This is a genomic window from Novosphingobium mississippiense, assembly GCF_044029535.1.
Lineage (GTDB): Bacteria > Pseudomonadota > Alphaproteobacteria > Sphingomonadales > Sphingomonadaceae > Novosphingobium.
This window is the reverse complement of sequence record NZ_CP147003.1, coordinates 1,911,817-1,925,559: the sequence shown is the minus strand read 5'-3', so window position 1 is coordinate 1,925,559 and position 13,743 is coordinate 1,911,817. Positions and strand designations below refer to the sequence as shown.

General features: G+C 65.0%; 16 protein-coding genes. 1 reads left to right on the top strand and 15 read right to left on the bottom strand.

Annotation, left to right across the window (positions count from 1 at the left end; genetic code table 11):
- Window positions 1–117: 117 nt before the first annotated feature.
- The 14 genes from WBP06_RS27005 to WBP06_RS26940 all read right to left on the bottom strand — a co-directional run bounded on the left by WBP06_RS27005 (window position 118) and on the right by WBP06_RS26940 (window position 10,979).
- The gene (locus WBP06_RS27005; RefSeq protein ID WP_048938825.1) at window positions 118–579 is read right to left on the bottom strand and encodes a hypothetical protein; all 462 of its coding nucleotides are present in this window, start codon (window positions 577–579) and stop codon (window positions 118–120) included.
- A 134-nt stretch (window positions 580–713) separates the two neighbouring features.
- Window positions 714–1,268: a hypothetical protein gene (locus WBP06_RS27000; protein WP_234415540.1), complete on the bottom strand. Its 555-nt coding sequence runs from the start codon at window positions 1,266–1,268 to the stop codon at window positions 714–716.
- A gap of 121 nt (window positions 1,269–1,389) precedes the next feature.
- Complete coding sequence (locus WBP06_RS26995; RefSeq protein ID WP_395335615.1) at window positions 1,390–2,571, bottom strand: hypothetical protein; 1,182 nt, start codon at window positions 2,569–2,571, stop codon at window positions 1,390–1,392.
- Window positions 2,572–2,843: 272 nt separating this feature from the next.
- Entirely contained in the window at window positions 2,844–3,245 is a 402-nt protein-coding gene (locus WBP06_RS26990) for a type II toxin-antitoxin system VapC family toxin (protein WP_048938827.1), read from the bottom strand.
- Between the two features lie 3 nt (window positions 3,246–3,248).
- The gene (locus tag WBP06_RS26985; protein WP_010338822.1) at window positions 3,249–3,482 is read right to left on the bottom strand and encodes an antitoxin; all 234 of its coding nucleotides are present in this window, start codon (window positions 3,480–3,482) and stop codon (window positions 3,249–3,251) included.
- A 35-nt stretch (window positions 3,483–3,517) separates the two neighbouring features.
- Window positions 3,518–4,327, bottom strand: coding sequence for a PRTRC system ThiF family protein (locus WBP06_RS26980; RefSeq protein ID WP_048938828.1), 810 nt, complete (start codon window positions 4,325–4,327; stop codon window positions 3,518–3,520).
- Window positions 4,317–4,970 (bottom strand): PRTRC system protein A, encoded by a 654-nt coding sequence (locus WBP06_RS26975; RefSeq protein ID WP_395335611.1) that lies wholly within the window; start codon window positions 4,968–4,970, stop codon window positions 4,317–4,319. Before WBP06_RS26975 ends, WBP06_RS26980 begins: the two co-directional genes overlap by 11 nt.
- A 2-nt stretch (window positions 4,971–4,972) precedes the next feature.
- Entirely contained in the window at window positions 4,973–5,803 is an 831-nt protein-coding gene (locus WBP06_RS26970) for a PRTRC system protein B (protein WP_048938830.1), read from the bottom strand.
- Entirely contained in the window at window positions 5,752–6,927 is a 1,176-nt protein-coding gene (locus tag WBP06_RS26965) for a hypothetical protein (protein WP_279727988.1), read from the bottom strand. Before WBP06_RS26965 ends, WBP06_RS26970 begins: the two co-directional genes overlap by 52 nt.
- Before the next feature lie 87 nt (window positions 6,928–7,014).
- Window positions 7,015–7,221, bottom strand: coding sequence for a PRTRC system protein C (locus WBP06_RS26960; RefSeq protein WP_279727989.1), 207 nt, complete (start codon window positions 7,219–7,221; stop codon window positions 7,015–7,017).
- Window positions 7,222–7,274: 53 nt separating this feature from the next.
- On the bottom strand, window positions 7,275–7,706 hold the full coding sequence (locus WBP06_RS26955; RefSeq protein WP_279727990.1) for a PRTRC system protein E: 432 nt from the start codon (window positions 7,704–7,706) through the stop codon (window positions 7,275–7,277).
- Between the two features lie 34 nt (window positions 7,707–7,740).
- On the bottom strand, window positions 7,741–9,486 hold the full coding sequence (locus tag WBP06_RS26950; RefSeq protein ID WP_395335607.1) for a PRTRC system ParB family protein: 1,746 nt from the start codon (window positions 9,484–9,486) through the stop codon (window positions 7,741–7,743).
- Window positions 9,483–9,698, bottom strand: coding sequence for a hypothetical protein (locus tag WBP06_RS26945; RefSeq protein WP_103094772.1), 216 nt, complete (start codon window positions 9,696–9,698; stop codon window positions 9,483–9,485). Before WBP06_RS26945 ends, WBP06_RS26950 begins: the two co-directional genes overlap by 4 nt.
- 84 nt (window positions 9,699–9,782) lie before the next feature.
- The gene (locus tag WBP06_RS26940) at window positions 9,783–10,979 is read right to left on the bottom strand and encodes a DUF932 domain-containing protein (RefSeq protein ID WP_103094771.1); all 1,197 of its coding nucleotides are present in this window, start codon (window positions 10,977–10,979) and stop codon (window positions 9,783–9,785) included.
- Between the two features lie 184 nt (window positions 10,980–11,163).
- Between WBP06_RS26940 and WBP06_RS26935 the strand changes: the two genes are divergently transcribed.
- Complete coding sequence (locus WBP06_RS26935; RefSeq protein WP_395335604.1) at window positions 11,164–12,939, top strand: ABC transporter ATP-binding protein; 1,776 nt, start codon at window positions 11,164–11,166, stop codon at window positions 12,937–12,939.
- Here WBP06_RS26935 and WBP06_RS26930 read toward each other — a convergent pair.
- On the bottom strand, window positions 12,921–13,703 hold the full coding sequence (locus WBP06_RS26930) for an N-6 DNA methylase (protein WP_279727993.1): 783 nt from the start codon (window positions 13,701–13,703) through the stop codon (window positions 12,921–12,923). The genes WBP06_RS26935 and WBP06_RS26930 overlap by 19 nt on opposite strands.
- Between the last annotated feature and the right edge of the window lie 40 nt (window positions 13,704–13,743).

Genomic DNA, 13,743 nt, shown 5'->3' with positions numbered 1-13,743 from the left:
ACGAGAGCGTCGGGTTCGGCGGCCGGATGGTCGCGCAGGTCGAGAACCGCTTCCCAGAGGGAGGCGGCCGCTTCGAGATGGGAAAGTGTGTAATGTATCATGTGCATCTTTCCTGGATCAGGCGGCGCGGCGATCGATGGACCGAGGCGGCGCCAGTTCGGCGGCGGTCAGGGTGTCGATGCGAGGAACGATGGCATCGAAAGCGGCATTGAGATCGATCGCCGCGACGCGGTGGGACGCGCTTCCCGGGTCATGGTCGAGCCGAAGCGCGATCGGCGCCAACCAGGTGGCCATCTCGGGAAACACCGACTGCAGCAGAAGCGCTTCGATGCGCCGCGCGGCGAGGCCGAGCTGGGCGGCAAGACCGAAGGAGACGGCCATATCCCGTTCGAACCAACGATGAGGTGCAATCGTGTCGGCAATGCGCGTGCATGCCGCACGGATCGTCGCGGCCTGGACATGCAGGACCGCAACGCGGTGTCGCCGATCGGAATCGACGTCTTCCAGTGGCACCAGCGCGCGATAGGAATAGAGAGGCGCGCACCCGGCGATGCGGGTGCGGGAAACGATCACATCCATGGGGTAATCTCCTGTGGCACGGAAGAGGCAGTCGACCGCCCCGGGTCCGTCGCCCCAGCTCTCCTCCCCTCTCCGCTCCCTGCTCTCTACCCGCGCCCATTCTCCATGATCAGCGTAGGAAATCGGGGGGTATGTCAGGGGAGACGCAAGTTGCTCGCCGCGTTGTCGTAGAGCGGCGTATCGCCGGGCTGCCAGTCGCCTGCGAGCCAGATGCGACCGTTATAGCTGATCCGGGCGATAACCGTGTCGCCAATGGTCAGTTCGGCTTCGACAAAGTCCCTCGCACCAAGACCACTGCGGTCACGGCGCTGGCAGTAACAGCGCGACGCCTCAGCCCAGTCGCGCACCGGGATCGGCGAATAACCCTGTTGCCGCAACAGCAGGGGCGTCCGATTGCGATGACCTGCAGGACCATAAAGGGTTCGCCGTATGTGCCCGGCATAAGTGGCGACAGTGGCGACAGCCGACCAATAGGCGGCCATGACGGCCTTGTGCCTGTTCCAGTTCTGGTGCGCTCTCGCGCGGGCGTCCTGCTGAAGGTCGCCGAAAAGAAGCGCCAGCAGCGCGCGCATATCGGGGTCGATAGTCGCAAGGATGCCCGCCGCCGGAAGCGCGAGGACCGGGTTGCGGACTTCGGCACGAGTCGATCTCGGGCAGTCTGCCTGCGCCCGGCCCGATTCAGCGGTCATCGTCGATTGGCCCTGGCTGGAGTATTGCCGTTTGCGCGTTTTTGCCGGACATGACGGGGAAGTTGGGCATCTCGTGCATGGGATCCTCCCAAATTGTCTGATCGTGCAGTGGGCGGCGCGGTCAGGCAGCCGCGTTGCGATGATGCGGGATGGCGGCTGCAAAGCGTCGCAGCATCGCCGCCATGTGTCTGCGCATATGCGCTTTGTTGGTAATGATCGCCTCGGGGTTCAGCAGTTCGCCCTGCGGCGTCATGAAGCCGATTGCGGGATCGCCATCGCGTAGTTCGATAACGAGGCGGTGTCCGCGTGGCTGGGCTTTATGGGCATAGCGGGCGACGAATTCGCCGAGGCGGCCGGACAGCCCCTGCGCGAGCTTGGTCCAGCGGATATGGCCGCCGGCGAGGACCTCGCCCTCGCATAGTCCGCGCTCGAGCCAGGCGCGCAATTGCGCGCGCTGCTGGATCGCCGAATTACACGTGCGCTCCATGGTCCGGCAGAGCGGAAGCATGCCGGCATGTCGGTCTATCCAAGCGAGATCTTCGCCATCGGCAATGATCAGCAGGTCGTCCGGTTCGATCCCGGCAAACAAGGCCCGTAACTGATCTGCTGGATTCCCGGTCTGGGCGGGCTCCGCACTGCGCCACGCACGAAAGCCCCGACCGACGTCGGCTATGATGATATGCGCCATTTCATGCCCGGGCTGTGCCTGGAGCATGGTCATCAAGCCTGCTGCGGCATTCGATGCAGTGGCAGCACCGATGATCACGGTGCGTTTCGACCATAATGCGGGACGCGGGGCGTCTGTCGGAGACGGCCAACTGCTCGGAGCCGGCCGTGAAACCAAAGCCTTTCCGGGAGCCGGGAATCGGTCCTCCTGTCGCGTGGCAGCCGCGTAGGAACGCCTGGCCACGTCGAACAGATCTTCGAAACAACCACCGCCATCGCGGAAGCCCTGGGCGTAAGCGGGCGAGGTTTCACCCGGTGGCGCCGAGAAATCGCGAGGTCCCCAGCCAGCCTCCGTCGCGTATCGACCCTGAGCATAGAGGACTGCAGCGTCCCAGTTATAGCCATGCTGGGCGCGTGCCTGGAGGATGGCCTGATCGAAGGGCCTGATCTGGCCGCTTGCTACGCGCTTCTCGATGCAGGCGAAGTTCGTGCGCTGTCTTTCGCGTTCGGCTTCCTCGCGGATGGCATCATTGAAGGGGCGGAGCGCGGCGACGCGCGCGCGGCTGCGCGCCATGCGTTCATGCAGCGGTGCATCGGAAGGAAGGTCCGGATAGTCCTTCCATACCGATGCCAGCACCTCGGCATGCTCGGGGCGGCGGCCATGGGCGATCCAGCACTGCCGGTCGGCGGGATCGAAGGTGGCAGGATCGGTCGTCACGCCGCAAGACCCGGCATCGATGAGGTGGCGAATGCTTCAGCCGCGCGCCAGGAATGGCAGGGCTGCCGACACTGACAGTACGAGGTAAGCATGGGGCGATCTCCCTGGGACCACCCTTCTGCCCTCCCCCTTCCCTTCTTCATGCTCGCTAACCACGAGAACCAGACCGGGAACGCCGTGCGAACCGGGCGTCAGGTGGTTCGGAGCCAGTTCACCAGTTGCAAGCCATCGACCCGCTCGAATTCGCGGATGTTGTCGGTAACGAGGGTCGCGCCGATTGCGAGCGCGTGGGCGGCGATCAGCATATCGTTAGCGCCGATCGGCGTGCCACGGCGCTCGAGGTCGGCACGCAGACGCCCATAGCAGGCGTCGGCATCGTCCTTGAGCGGCAGCACCGCAATGAGAGACAGCAAATCCTCGATCTTGCTTTTCAGGCGCGGCGATCCGCGCTTTTCTGCGCCATAGCGCAGTTCGCCGGCAACGATGATGCTGGTCGCAACCGCATCCTCGCCGACGTCGGCGATAGCGTGGGCGACCATGCCATCGGGCTGTCGGATCAGGTCCGACAGGATATTCGTATCGAGCAGGAACATGGATCAGATGTCGACCGGTTCTGCCGGCAGGTCCTCGATCGGGCCGATCTCTTCATCGAGCGGTTCCCATGTCTTGAGAACGGCAAGCAGGGAGCGCGGCCGGGCGGGTTCGATGATCAGGCGCGAGCCTTCCTTGCGGATAATGGCGTCCTCGCCCGGAAGCTCGAACTCACGGGGAATGCGGACCGCCTGGCTGCGGCCGTTCTTGAACAGTTTGACGTGACGCTCGAGGTTCATGGCGACTCCTTGGCATATGACATAGCCTATACAGGCTACGAATGCGAGATGTTTGCGTGTCCGGGCGCAGCAAGTGATGCGCCATTCGCGAAAGGAAGCGGGATCGGGACGGTCTGACCGCCGGCAAGATTGATGAAGGCCCCGGCATGCCCGATCGAACCGCGCCCGAGAAGATCGAAAAGCAGCGCGAGCGCATGGCTTGCGACGACGCGGTTGACGAACAGCGACTGACGCTCGAGCGCCTCTGCGACCGAACAGGAGGGCGCATCGTCTTCCGCTACGCTTTCGTCGGCGAGTTCCGGAAAGACTTCGAGCACGGTGGGAAGACGGGGGCGATCGCTGTGACTGGTGCGCCGCGGGCAGCCGATCAGGTACTGACCGTCGCCAGCGCGGTTACCGAGGTCCATCCAGTAGAGGGGCGGATTTCTGCCGGTCTGCAGTGCCGCCCCCAGCGCCCGGCGGGCCGCGGCGGTATCGACGCAGCTGATGAGCATGTCGAAGGCCTCGATGCCGATCGCTTCAGGAGCGCGTCCGTGAACCGCCTCCCAGGCAAGGCCATGCGCGAGATTGATGCGCTCGGTCAGTGTACGCGCCTTGGAATGGCCAATATCGCAGCGATAGAAAGGCTGACGCCCAATGTTCGCCTCGGTGACGATATCGTCGTCGACCACGGTGACGTCGAGCGAACGCGAGGAGATCGCGCGCAGTGCGGTGTCGAGCGCGGCGAGACCCATCAGCATCTGGGCTCCGTTCCCGCCGCAGCCGACCAGCAGGATCGTGATCGCACAATCGTCAAAGACAGCAGGAAGATAGTGCCGGGCTTGGTCAGTCTGCTCAGTCTGCATCGGGAGTTCCTGCAAAGGGACAGCGCGGCAAGGGCAGGAACATGCCGCCCGCACAGAGCCGCGCAGCCATGGTGGGACCATCGGGATGATCGAGACGTCCGAAGACGATCGCTATCTTGGTGGCATGGGCATCATCGGCGTCGTCGGTGGCGCTGAAGAATGCACGGCCGCCCGCGTGGCTGTGGATGTCACAGACCATGTGCCAGTCAGGCGGCAGCCTCGGCATACGATAGACCAGTCGTGTCGGTGTCGCTTCATCGATCTCGGGGAACTCGACGGCAAATTCACGGCTCGCCTCGTTCCACAGGATGAATGCGGCGGCCTCATTCGGCAGGGCCGCCTTGAGAAATTTCAATATCTGCACGAAATAACGCCGGGGTACGAGGCCGCAGCGTAGATCGGCCCGCGCCGCCCCGATGCTGCCATAAGGGACATAGCCGACGATGGGCGCCGCAACCGGCACGTCCAGCGCCAGCCACGGGCGACGCAGGATCAGCATCACACCGTCACTGCCGATGGCGAGACCATGGCCGACGCGGGAAGCGCGCAGCGTCTCGATGGCGGGCGACCTGCCGAAGGGCGGCACCGGATAACAGGGCATGGCCTCAAGCACCGCCGCTGCCGTCGCATCATCGGTGGGCATCGTCATACCCGGCCCCGCGCGATGAGCCGGCCTACCGTCACCGCGCAGGCGGCGGTCCTTCGCGGGCCTATCCCCTGCCCGGCCGTGCCGGTTCCAAAAGGCTTGAGACGGCTCACCGGAAACCGGGTGGCCCCGCGCGCTGCCAGATCGTCCCAGAGCCGCACCAGCCCGCCCTTTCCGCGTATCGTCCGATCCTGCCCGGGATTGGGATGCGTCGACCAGGAGTCGAACAGCGCGCTCTCATAGGCGGGAATGGAGGCGATACTGAGCGCCCTGGGTTTCGGGATGTCGCCCCAGCAGAGCCGCCCGTCGGCGAAGACGTTGAGGATCGGCGAGTGCAGAACCGGCGTCTCGGCGTCCGGGCGTTCATTTACCGGGAGGGCATAGACGCCAAGCCCATGGCGCGTGGCGATCAGGAGATGGGGCGGATAGGGAACCGGCAGCGTCGTTCGCGCAGCGAGCGCATGGAGATCGGCAGGAGGATCGGACAGCGCGAAATAGGCCAGGCGCACCTTAGCCGGCACCCACCAAGCCAGCATGTCGGGATGCGCGACCAGCACATGTTCGGGGAGAAGCTCGGGCTGGGCGGTACGGCCAAGCGCCTGTGACCACTGCCGCAGATGTGCGCGCGTCAGCGGGCTGCCGGCCGCGATCGTCGGCCGGCCATCGCCATCGTGTTCCACGGTATGGATGCTGGCGAAGGCGGTGGTATCGCCCTGCGCGGTGCCACAGGGTTTGAGATGCCGAGGCGCCTGGTTCGTATAGAGCAGGATGGCGTTCGTCAGGACGAGACCGCCGCCGCTCGCTTCGAAGTGGGTGCTATGGTCGGACATGGGAGGCTCCTGGCCTTGGGTGGATCGAAGCGGACGAGGTTCTGGACCGTGAGGAGGAACTGTGCGCCGAGCCGCAGTGAGGCGAACCAGTCGTCGATGCAGGCCACATCCGGCAGCGGGCAGATACCGGCGATATCCATGAACCCCATTTCCATGCCGCTGCGCATGACATCGTCGAGTTCGCGGGCGAACGGAACGAAGGGAACCAGCGTCAGCGGCGGCAGCGAGGCGCATTCCTCGATACCGGGGAGATATGCGCTGGCGATCTCGAAATCGAAGTGCCAGGCACCAGCTTCGGGCGAGAGCGTACTGAGAACCTCCTGCGCAGCACGCACATCCGCCAGCTTGCGACGCAGGGCAGCAGGAAGACGGCTCAGCGGCGCCGCGTTCGCTGCGATCATCCAGCCCGGCCGGCGTTCGTTCATCTGCGAAGGGAGCATGTGACCGTCGAGATCCTCGGCGTCCGCGCCATGACATTCGATCAGGCTGCGGCGGGCCGCTTCGTCATCGATTTCCCCTTCCCAGTAGTACATGGACATCTCGTCGAAGAGATCCTGGTAGCTGAAGACCGGCAGCACGCGCCCAAGCGTCTGCTCGAGCGCCCGGTAGGCGGCGGCGCGCCAGGCGGTGGGCGCATCGCCGGTTTCGATCCATCCAAGGTCAAGCTGTCCCATGCTGTCGCAGATGATCGCGATCGCGGGCGGCCCATCCGCCTCACTGTTGAGCACGGCGATGCGCAGATCGACGATATCGATCGGGTCCAGGATTTCACGCACAGCGGCATCGAACACCGCCTCGATGTGGCGGCGGGCTTCGAGGCGCGTACAGGCTCCTGCATCCTGTGTCCGAGGCGCGGCCCAGCGCCCGATCACCCGGTGATGCGGCGCCAGCGGCGCGTCGAAGATCGCGGGGACATCGGGGGATAGCCCGACGGCCCTGCCCGCAAGATCACCCGCAGGATCACTGGCAAGATCAGCCGAGCGGCGGGAGGCGAAGTCCGGCCGGCGGCTGGAGCGGTTCGCGGGACTCGCCCGCGCTGCCCGGCAGGTCGACGACGATCCGCGTATGGAGGGCTCGGGCACAAGGGCTACAGGCGGGCGGGGTGAAGCCGGCAGTGTCGCCATCGTCCGTCTCGATCCAGTCCAGGAGGGTTTTACGCAGCGCTGGCGGGATGGTCGCGCCGCGGCGTCGCGGCGCCGTCGGCACCGGGATCAGCCCTTGGTGCCGACGGCGCGGCGATATTCGGTGACATGCGCGCCGCCCATGACCCCGGCATCGACCGTCTCGGCGTTGAGGATCGCCGGGTAGAGCGTCGCATGATAGGCGCGCAGCGCGGCCGGGTCCTGCGCGAGATGCGGCGGCACCGGAAGGTCGATGCCGTCATAGCGATAGGTTCGGGTGAGATGATCGATCTGCATGACTGTCTCCGGGAGATAGAAGGAGAGATGGAGCGAGGTTTCCGCGCCGTAATTCACCAAAGGCTGGCGGGCTCTTCGGGCTTGGCGTCGGCCGGCGGACTGCCGGAAGCGTGCGCGGTCGCGCCAGCGGCCACCGGTTTCGGCGTCGGTTTCGGTGTCGGTGTCGCCGCCTTGGCCTTCGCGGTCGCGGCAGCGCGAGCGGCTTCGGTAGCCTGCCGCTGCTCTTCCAGCTGGTCGGCAAGCGCCTTGCGCCCGGCGATGAGCTGGCCGAGTGCGCCGTCCTCGCCCCGCGCAAGTTCGGCATCGATCTCGGCGGCGCTCGCGGTGAGCGCGATCGGCCGGAGTTCACCGGCGTCGGGCTTGTGGCCGCCGCCTTCGATCATGCGCGGGATGATGGTGAGCGTGACCATGCCCCCGGGCCCGGCGACAAGATCGCAACCGAGCGAATAGCGGGCGAGCAGCGGAAGCAGGCTGGTAATCAGCATGGGGAGAAATCCTTCTGGAAGAGCGTGGGACCGTTCAGGCGGCAAGGTCCGTGATCGGAACCTCGCTAGCGCGTGCAACTGCCCGAGCAGGCGGTGGCCCATATGCGCCGTCGAGGGTCATGGCGCTCGGCAGACGCCCTGCCCACTCGAAGCCGAGTGCGTGGAGCATGCCGGCGATGAGATCGGTCTTCTTCTGGCCGAGCAGTTTCGCGAACGCCTTCTCGCCGATGTGTGCGATCACCCCGCATTCGCGGGCGATGAACCTGAGTTCCTCTTTCGAGTAGCGTTCGAGGAAAGTCTTATCGACGTGCCAGGCGTCGCGCAGGTCGACGGCGAAGACCCGCGCCAGGTCGGCGACATGATCGAAACCGGCCACATCCTTCGCATAGGCCGCGCCGATGGCGGACAGCACTGTCGCGGCCTGTGGTTCCGGTAGCGCCTGGACCACCGCGATCTTCTCGCTGAAATCGAGATCGGGGAAGGACGCACCGACCAGCAGCCCGGCACGCCCGCGCAATGTCTCCGCCTTGATCTCCGGAAGCGTACCGGACATCGCGGCGACCAGGATCGTGGCCTGGGCATGGGCCGGATTAGCGGCGAGCGCGCGGGCGAGCGCGGTGCGCCAGGTCGCCTCGCGCAGTTCCCTGGTGCGGATCGCGATCGACCGGGCGGTGACGGGGGACTTCGGCGTGTCCGGCTTCCTGGCGCCAGTATCGATCGGCGCTGTCGGTTTTCGGGCATCATTCGCAGAAGATGCGGCCTGTTCATCCCGGAGATGAAGGAAGGGCGCGCCGCTGTCCCCGCTGTCGTCATCCACGACACCGTCTTCGTCACCATCGGCAGCGATATCCGGATCGTCGATGGCGTCGATCTCGTCCTCGGCCTGCTCAGCGCCGGTATCGTCGTCTGCGGAAACCTTCGCAGTCCGCGCAGCCTTTTCAGCGCATTCCTCCTGTTCGAAGCGGATCATTTCGGCGGTCTGGGTCTTGAGTTCGAAACACCCGGCATTGGTGCAATGCCCGTCCTCGATATGCGTCTCGAACAAGGCGCGCTGCGCTGCGGAGTTGAACGGGCAGGCAAGGCACTCGCCTTTATCGAAGCAGGCATGGGCGAGATCCTGGGTGACCCGCATCAGCAGGTCGCGGGTCTTCCCGACGTCAAGACCGGAGGCGAGGATCGTCTCGAGCGCCTTCTCCTGCTTGTCGGCGGGAACGGCGGCGAGCAGTTCGGCATGTCCCAGCTTGATCCGGCGCTGGTCGAGCGCGTGCTTGACCGGCTCGCAGAGGGCTGCGAGCGCGAGACGGCGATCGAGCTTGGTTTTCGACCACCCGAGCCGGCGAGCGGCTTCGCCGCGATCGTCCTGGCAGGCGGCAAGAACGCGGAGCGCCGCATCGGCCTGCTCGGTTTCCGAAGCGTCGTCGCGCACGTCGTTCTCGTCGATTGCCGCCTCGAGGGCCTCCTGGTCGGTCATCTCGCGGATGATGACGGGGACTTCGCCCTCGGGCCCGAAGGCTTCGAGCGCCGCGCGGTAGCGACGTCCCCCGGCGACAATGAGATAGCCCTCACCCGTCTCCTTGACGGGACGAACCAGTATCGGCTGGAGCATTCCGCGCAGCCGCAGCGATGCCACGAGCTCGTCATGCTTTCGGCTGTCGAAATAGCGGCGCGGATTATATCCGGCGCTGATGCTGGCGAGCGGCAGCGTCGTGGCGGGCGGGGGCGACGCGGCGATCAGCGCGGAGATTCCCGTGCCGAGGCGGCGGGTAGGTGCGCGGGTCATGAGCCGGGCCGCAGGGTGGCGGTGCGGCTGAGCCCGGGAATGCGCGGGTCGTCATAGACGCTGCTCACCGACATCTGCAGCGCCTGCTGGCGGGCGCTGAACCAGGTCGACGCGGTGACTATGTAGCTCTGGGTGGCATAATGCTCGCCGTCGCTGAAGAAGGCGACGTCCACGGTGAAATCGGAAAGGGAAATATCGGACTGGGCACGCATGGCCTCATCCTTTCATGAGCATAGCCGCCCCGGTCGAAGACCGGAGCGGGCGATGGAGGGAAAATTCGGATCGGGAACTGCGCCTCAGAGCGCCTGTTCGAGCAGCTTTCGGGCCTTGGCTTCGAGTTCGAGGCGGCTGTCCTGATGCGGCCTCGTGCGCGCAACGGCGGTGATGCCCTGCACGAAATCATAGACGCTCGTGGGCGGGTGCCCTTCCTCGGCGAGGACCGTCTGGATGATCTTCGTCGTCTCGGTTTTCGAGAAGCCGCGCCGCCGCAGGAACGCGTCGCGGTCCTCGTCCTTGCGCGCGACGATACGTTCGCGCGCGGCGTTGATGCCGGTGATGAAGTGCTGCGGGGAGGAGTTCGCGAAGTGCTCGAGCGCCGGGGCGGCCTGGTGTGCGAAGCGGGCGCTGGCGAATTTCGAGTGGCGAATGTTCACTTCCTCGAAATTTTCCACGCCCCACAGGCACCTGTTCGCGCATACGCCGCGTAGATAGAATGTCGCGATGCCGAGGGTTTTGGAGCCGACCTCGGAATTCCAGGCATAAAATCCGCGAAAATAGAGGTCGGGATCGCCGTTCGGCAGTTTACCGGCCTCGATCGGATGGGTGTCGTCGACGAGAAACACGAAGACATCCCTGTCCGAAGCGTAGAGCGTGGTCGTCTCCTTCGTTATATCGACATAAGGGTTATAGCGCATGCTTCCCCAATCGATCGTTCCAGGAACTTTCCACCGTGTATCGCCGACGCCATCCCCGGCGAATGCCATGATGGCCTGTATCAGTTCCCAGTCATACACCCTGCCATACTGACTTCCGGTCGCGGCCCGCAGTTCTGTTCGGCCATCGTCAGTCTGCAATATTTTGACCTGTTCGCCTCTGTGGGTGACAAGTCCGTGTTGTAGATTGATACCGGCAAGCGCCGCGGGCAGCTGGCGCAGGTAGGAGGCCGGGGCGCCGACGAGGCTCGCGACCTGGCCGAAGGACCAGTTGGTGGGTGTGAGTGGACGCTCGTCGCCCGGTGCGATCAGCGTGAGCCGTTCGGGATCATCGCTTCTCGCCTCGACGCGGATCGCGCGGCTTTCGACGGTCCGGGTGGTCGAGCGATCGGCGCGGGCTCGCACGCTGTCGTAGAGGCTGGAGAGCGAGAGGAATTTCTCGTCGTCGGGCCGGGAGAACCATTCCGAGGACACGCGGCCACTGCGGCCGCCGCGCGAGACGTCGATGCGATAGGGAGCGGACACGGGGGACGTGTCGGTCATGCGGGCCATGCTCGCCATGGGGAACCATCTCCTTGAGCTTGAGGGTAACGGGACGATCCACGTCTCCCGTCACCTTCCCGCACCCCCTTCCCCCTTTCCGGGTCATGGGATCGCGCATTCCAAAGCGGCTGATTTGGCGCTAGGATAGCGGCCGCGTTCCAAATCCTCCTTCTGGCTCATTGATCGCCAGGAGGTCTGTGCAGTGACGACATTTGGTATATTGGCGCGGCTGACGCAGCTGATGCTGTCGGAGCCGCTGGGTGCAAGGCGAAGCCTGGTCGAGGCCTTCGCCCTCGAAATACTGGTGATCGCGATGGGCGTTGCCGGACCCTACGCCCTCAAACTCCTGATCGACATGCTGGCAGGTCCCTCGGAATCGCGCCTGTATCTGTTCGTCACCGTGATGCTGTTCGTGGGATGCTGGGCAGGCGCATCGATCCTCGAGACCGCGAGGCTGTCGTGCACCGCGAAAATGGTCGATGCGCTGGCGCGGCATTACACCATCCGCGCGCTCGCTGCGGCCCTGCCCGAGATCACCGCGGCGCGCGACAGCCGCAGCGGCCGCGTTCCCGGCATGCTGGAGCGCCTGCCCTATAGCCTGACGCTGGTCGTCGAGGGGCTGATCTGGCGGCTCGGGCCGGTGATCCTCCAGGCCCTGGCCAGTCTCGTGGTGATCGCGGGCCTGATCCGGCCGCGTTATGTCCTGATCCTGGCGCTGACGCTGGTGGAATTTCTCGCCGCGACCTGGCTCGGCGCCAGGCGTCACCGCGTTCACGCCGAGGCGACGAATGCGGCGGCATCGCATGTCTCGCGCACGATCGGCGATATCGTGCGCAATGCCCGTCGCGTGGTGCTGAACGGCGCGCTCGACCGCGAGCTGCTGCATACCGGCGCTGCCCTCGGCGCGAAACGGCACGCGGCGGCCGGCATGTACCGTTCGCTCACGCTCATGGCCGCGCTGCAATTCTGCGTGGTCGGGCTTGGTCTCGTGGCGATGCTGCTGCTCGCCGCTCTCGATGTCGGCCAGGGGCGTATGAGTGCGGGCGATTTCGTCCTGCTCCAGACGTACGCCTTCCGGCTGACCGTGCCGCTCAGTTCGCTTGGCTACATCCTCGCGCAGGCGGGGGTGGCGATCGCCAATATTCGCGATGTCCTGACGTTTTCGACAGTCGATGCAATGGAGACCGCCTCAAAGCCCCATCCCACAGATCGGGCCGATCTCTCAGTTGAGAACGTCAGCTTCCGCTACGGCGAGGGCATGCCCGGCGTGGCCGGGATATCTGTGCATGTGCCGGCTGGTTCTTTCGTCGCGATCGTTGGTCCCAACGGTTCGGGCAAATCCACGCTCGCCCAGCTTCTCGCAGGCGTACTTGAACACTCTTCCGGCAGGATCGCGGTGGGCGGGATAGATATCGCGACGATCCCCTGGGCGGATCGGCATCGCCATATCCTCTATGCGCCGCAGTTCATCGGTCTGTTCAACCGGTCGCTGCGCGAGAACATCCTTTATCCACCGGCGAACCAGGCGATCGGCGATGTCGAGGAATTGCTGCACCTTTGGCGGTTTCACGAACCCGGCAGGCCGATCGACTTCGAGATGGAGCTTGGGGAACAGGGCGAGCGTCTTTCGGGAGGCCAGGTCCAGAAGCTGGAACTCGCGCGACTGGCGGGCGTGGACGTGCCAGTGCTGATCCTCGATGAAAGCACCTCCGCTCTCGATCCGCGCAGTGAAGCGAACGCGATCGCGAGATTGCGAAGCAGAGCCGGCGGGGCAACCACGCTCATCATGATCACGCATCGGTTGGCGACGGCGCAGGCGGCAGACCAGGTTCTGTTCATGGAGGGCGGACGCCTGGCAGGCTGCGGCACGCATCGGGAGCTTATGGATCATCACCGAACGTACCGGAAATTGTGGTGGGATGAACGCTCGGCAATATGCCCCGATGATCAACAGGCGGATCAGAAGAGGCTGAGCTGACGCGGTAGCGTCGGAGGCCTGTTGTAGTCGGCCGTGGCGGTCTCCTTATACGAGCAGGACGATTTGGCAGCCACAACAGGAGGGATCGTTTCGATCGCGGTCTTGTCCTGGGGCGTTGACGCCAGCCGGGCGGTCCAACCGCCAAGGATATGGGCCGGTGTGAACCACTGCTCGCGTATCTCACCGGAAAGCGCATTGCCGACGATCAGGCGCGCGGGAACGTGCAGCAGCGACAATTGCGCATAGGCCATATGGACCGCGCGGGGATCGATGTCGATCGCGGTCACATGGAGGTGGCGCTGATAATTGATGTCCTGGGCCCGCAGGGCGTCGGCAAGCGCGATGACCATGCTGCCGGACCCGCATGCCGGCTCCATGGCGGTAAGATGCCCTCGGGTTTCTATAGTTTCCCGACGGGTGGCGTTGTCACCGATCAGCATGTCCGCCATCGCCCTGCTGAGCGAATAGGGCGTGAAGAACTGGCCCTTCGCCTTGTTGTGCAGTTCGAGATCATGGAACAGCTGGCCGAGCACGTCGCCCATTCCCGTTTCCAGCGCCATGGCGAGTTCGGCCATGACCCGTGGGAAGCTTTCGACGACGTCGGCGCCGTAGCGCCCGATAATGTCGAAGTAACGGGCTTCGCGCCGCGCACGCTCGCGCAGATCGACGCTGTTGGCGATCGCGATCGCCATCGCCTCCATGCAGTGCCCGAACACCGTGTAGATATCGTGGCGCGGCTGGCAGCGCTCGAGGAGCTTCCGCATGGCCTTGAGATGCGGGGCATGAGCTGCTGACGCGTCCGCA

Bases quoted from the DNA above. Each gene is read 5' to 3' on its own strand.
- WBP06_RS27005 (WP_048938825.1), bottom strand. From the start codon at position 579: ATGGATGTGATCGTTTCCCGCACCCGCATCGCCGGGTGCGCGCCTCTC.
- WBP06_RS27000 (WP_234415540.1), bottom strand. From the start codon at position 1,268: ATGACCGCTGAATCGGGCCGGGCGCAGGCAGACTGCCCGAGATCGACT.
- WBP06_RS26990 (WP_048938827.1), bottom strand. From the start codon at position 3,245: ATGTTCCTGCTCGATACGAATATCCTGTCGGACCTGATCCGACAGCCC.
- WBP06_RS26985 (WP_010338822.1), bottom strand. From the start codon at position 3,482: ATGAACCTCGAGCGTCACGTCAAACTGTTCAAGAACGGCCGCAGCCAG.
- WBP06_RS26980 (WP_048938828.1), bottom strand. From the start codon at position 4,327: ATGCAGACTGAGCAGACTGACCAAGCCCGGCACTATCTTCCTGCTGTC.
- WBP06_RS26975 (WP_395335611.1), bottom strand. From the start codon at position 4,970: ATGCCCACCGATGATGCGACGGCAGCGGCGGTGCTTGAGGCCATGCCC.
- WBP06_RS26970 (WP_048938830.1), bottom strand. From the start codon at position 5,803: ATGTCCGACCATAGCACCCACTTCGAAGCGAGCGGCGGCGGTCTCGTC.
- WBP06_RS26965 (WP_279727988.1), bottom strand. From the start codon at position 6,927: ATGGCGACACTGCCGGCTTCACCCCGCCCGCCTGTAGCCCTTGTGCCC.
- WBP06_RS26960 (WP_279727989.1), bottom strand. From the start codon at position 7,221: ATGCAGATCGATCATCTCACCCGAACCTATCGCTATGACGGCATCGAC.
- WBP06_RS26955 (WP_279727990.1), bottom strand. From the start codon at position 7,706: ATGCTGATTACCAGCCTGCTTCCGCTGCTCGCCCGCTATTCGCTCGGT.
- WBP06_RS26950 (WP_395335607.1), bottom strand. From the start codon at position 9,486: ATGACCCGCGCACCTACCCGCCGCCTCGGCACGGGAATCTCCGCGCTG.
- WBP06_RS26945 (WP_103094772.1), bottom strand. From the start codon at position 9,698: ATGCGTGCCCAGTCCGATATTTCCCTTTCCGATTTCACCGTGGACGTC.
- WBP06_RS26940 (WP_103094771.1), bottom strand. From the start codon at position 10,979: ATGGCGAGCATGGCCCGCATGACCGACACGTCCCCCGTGTCCGCTCCC.
- WBP06_RS26930 (WP_279727993.1), bottom strand. From the start codon at position 13,703: ATGCGGAAGCTCCTCGAGCGCTGCCAGCCGCGCCACGATATCTACACG.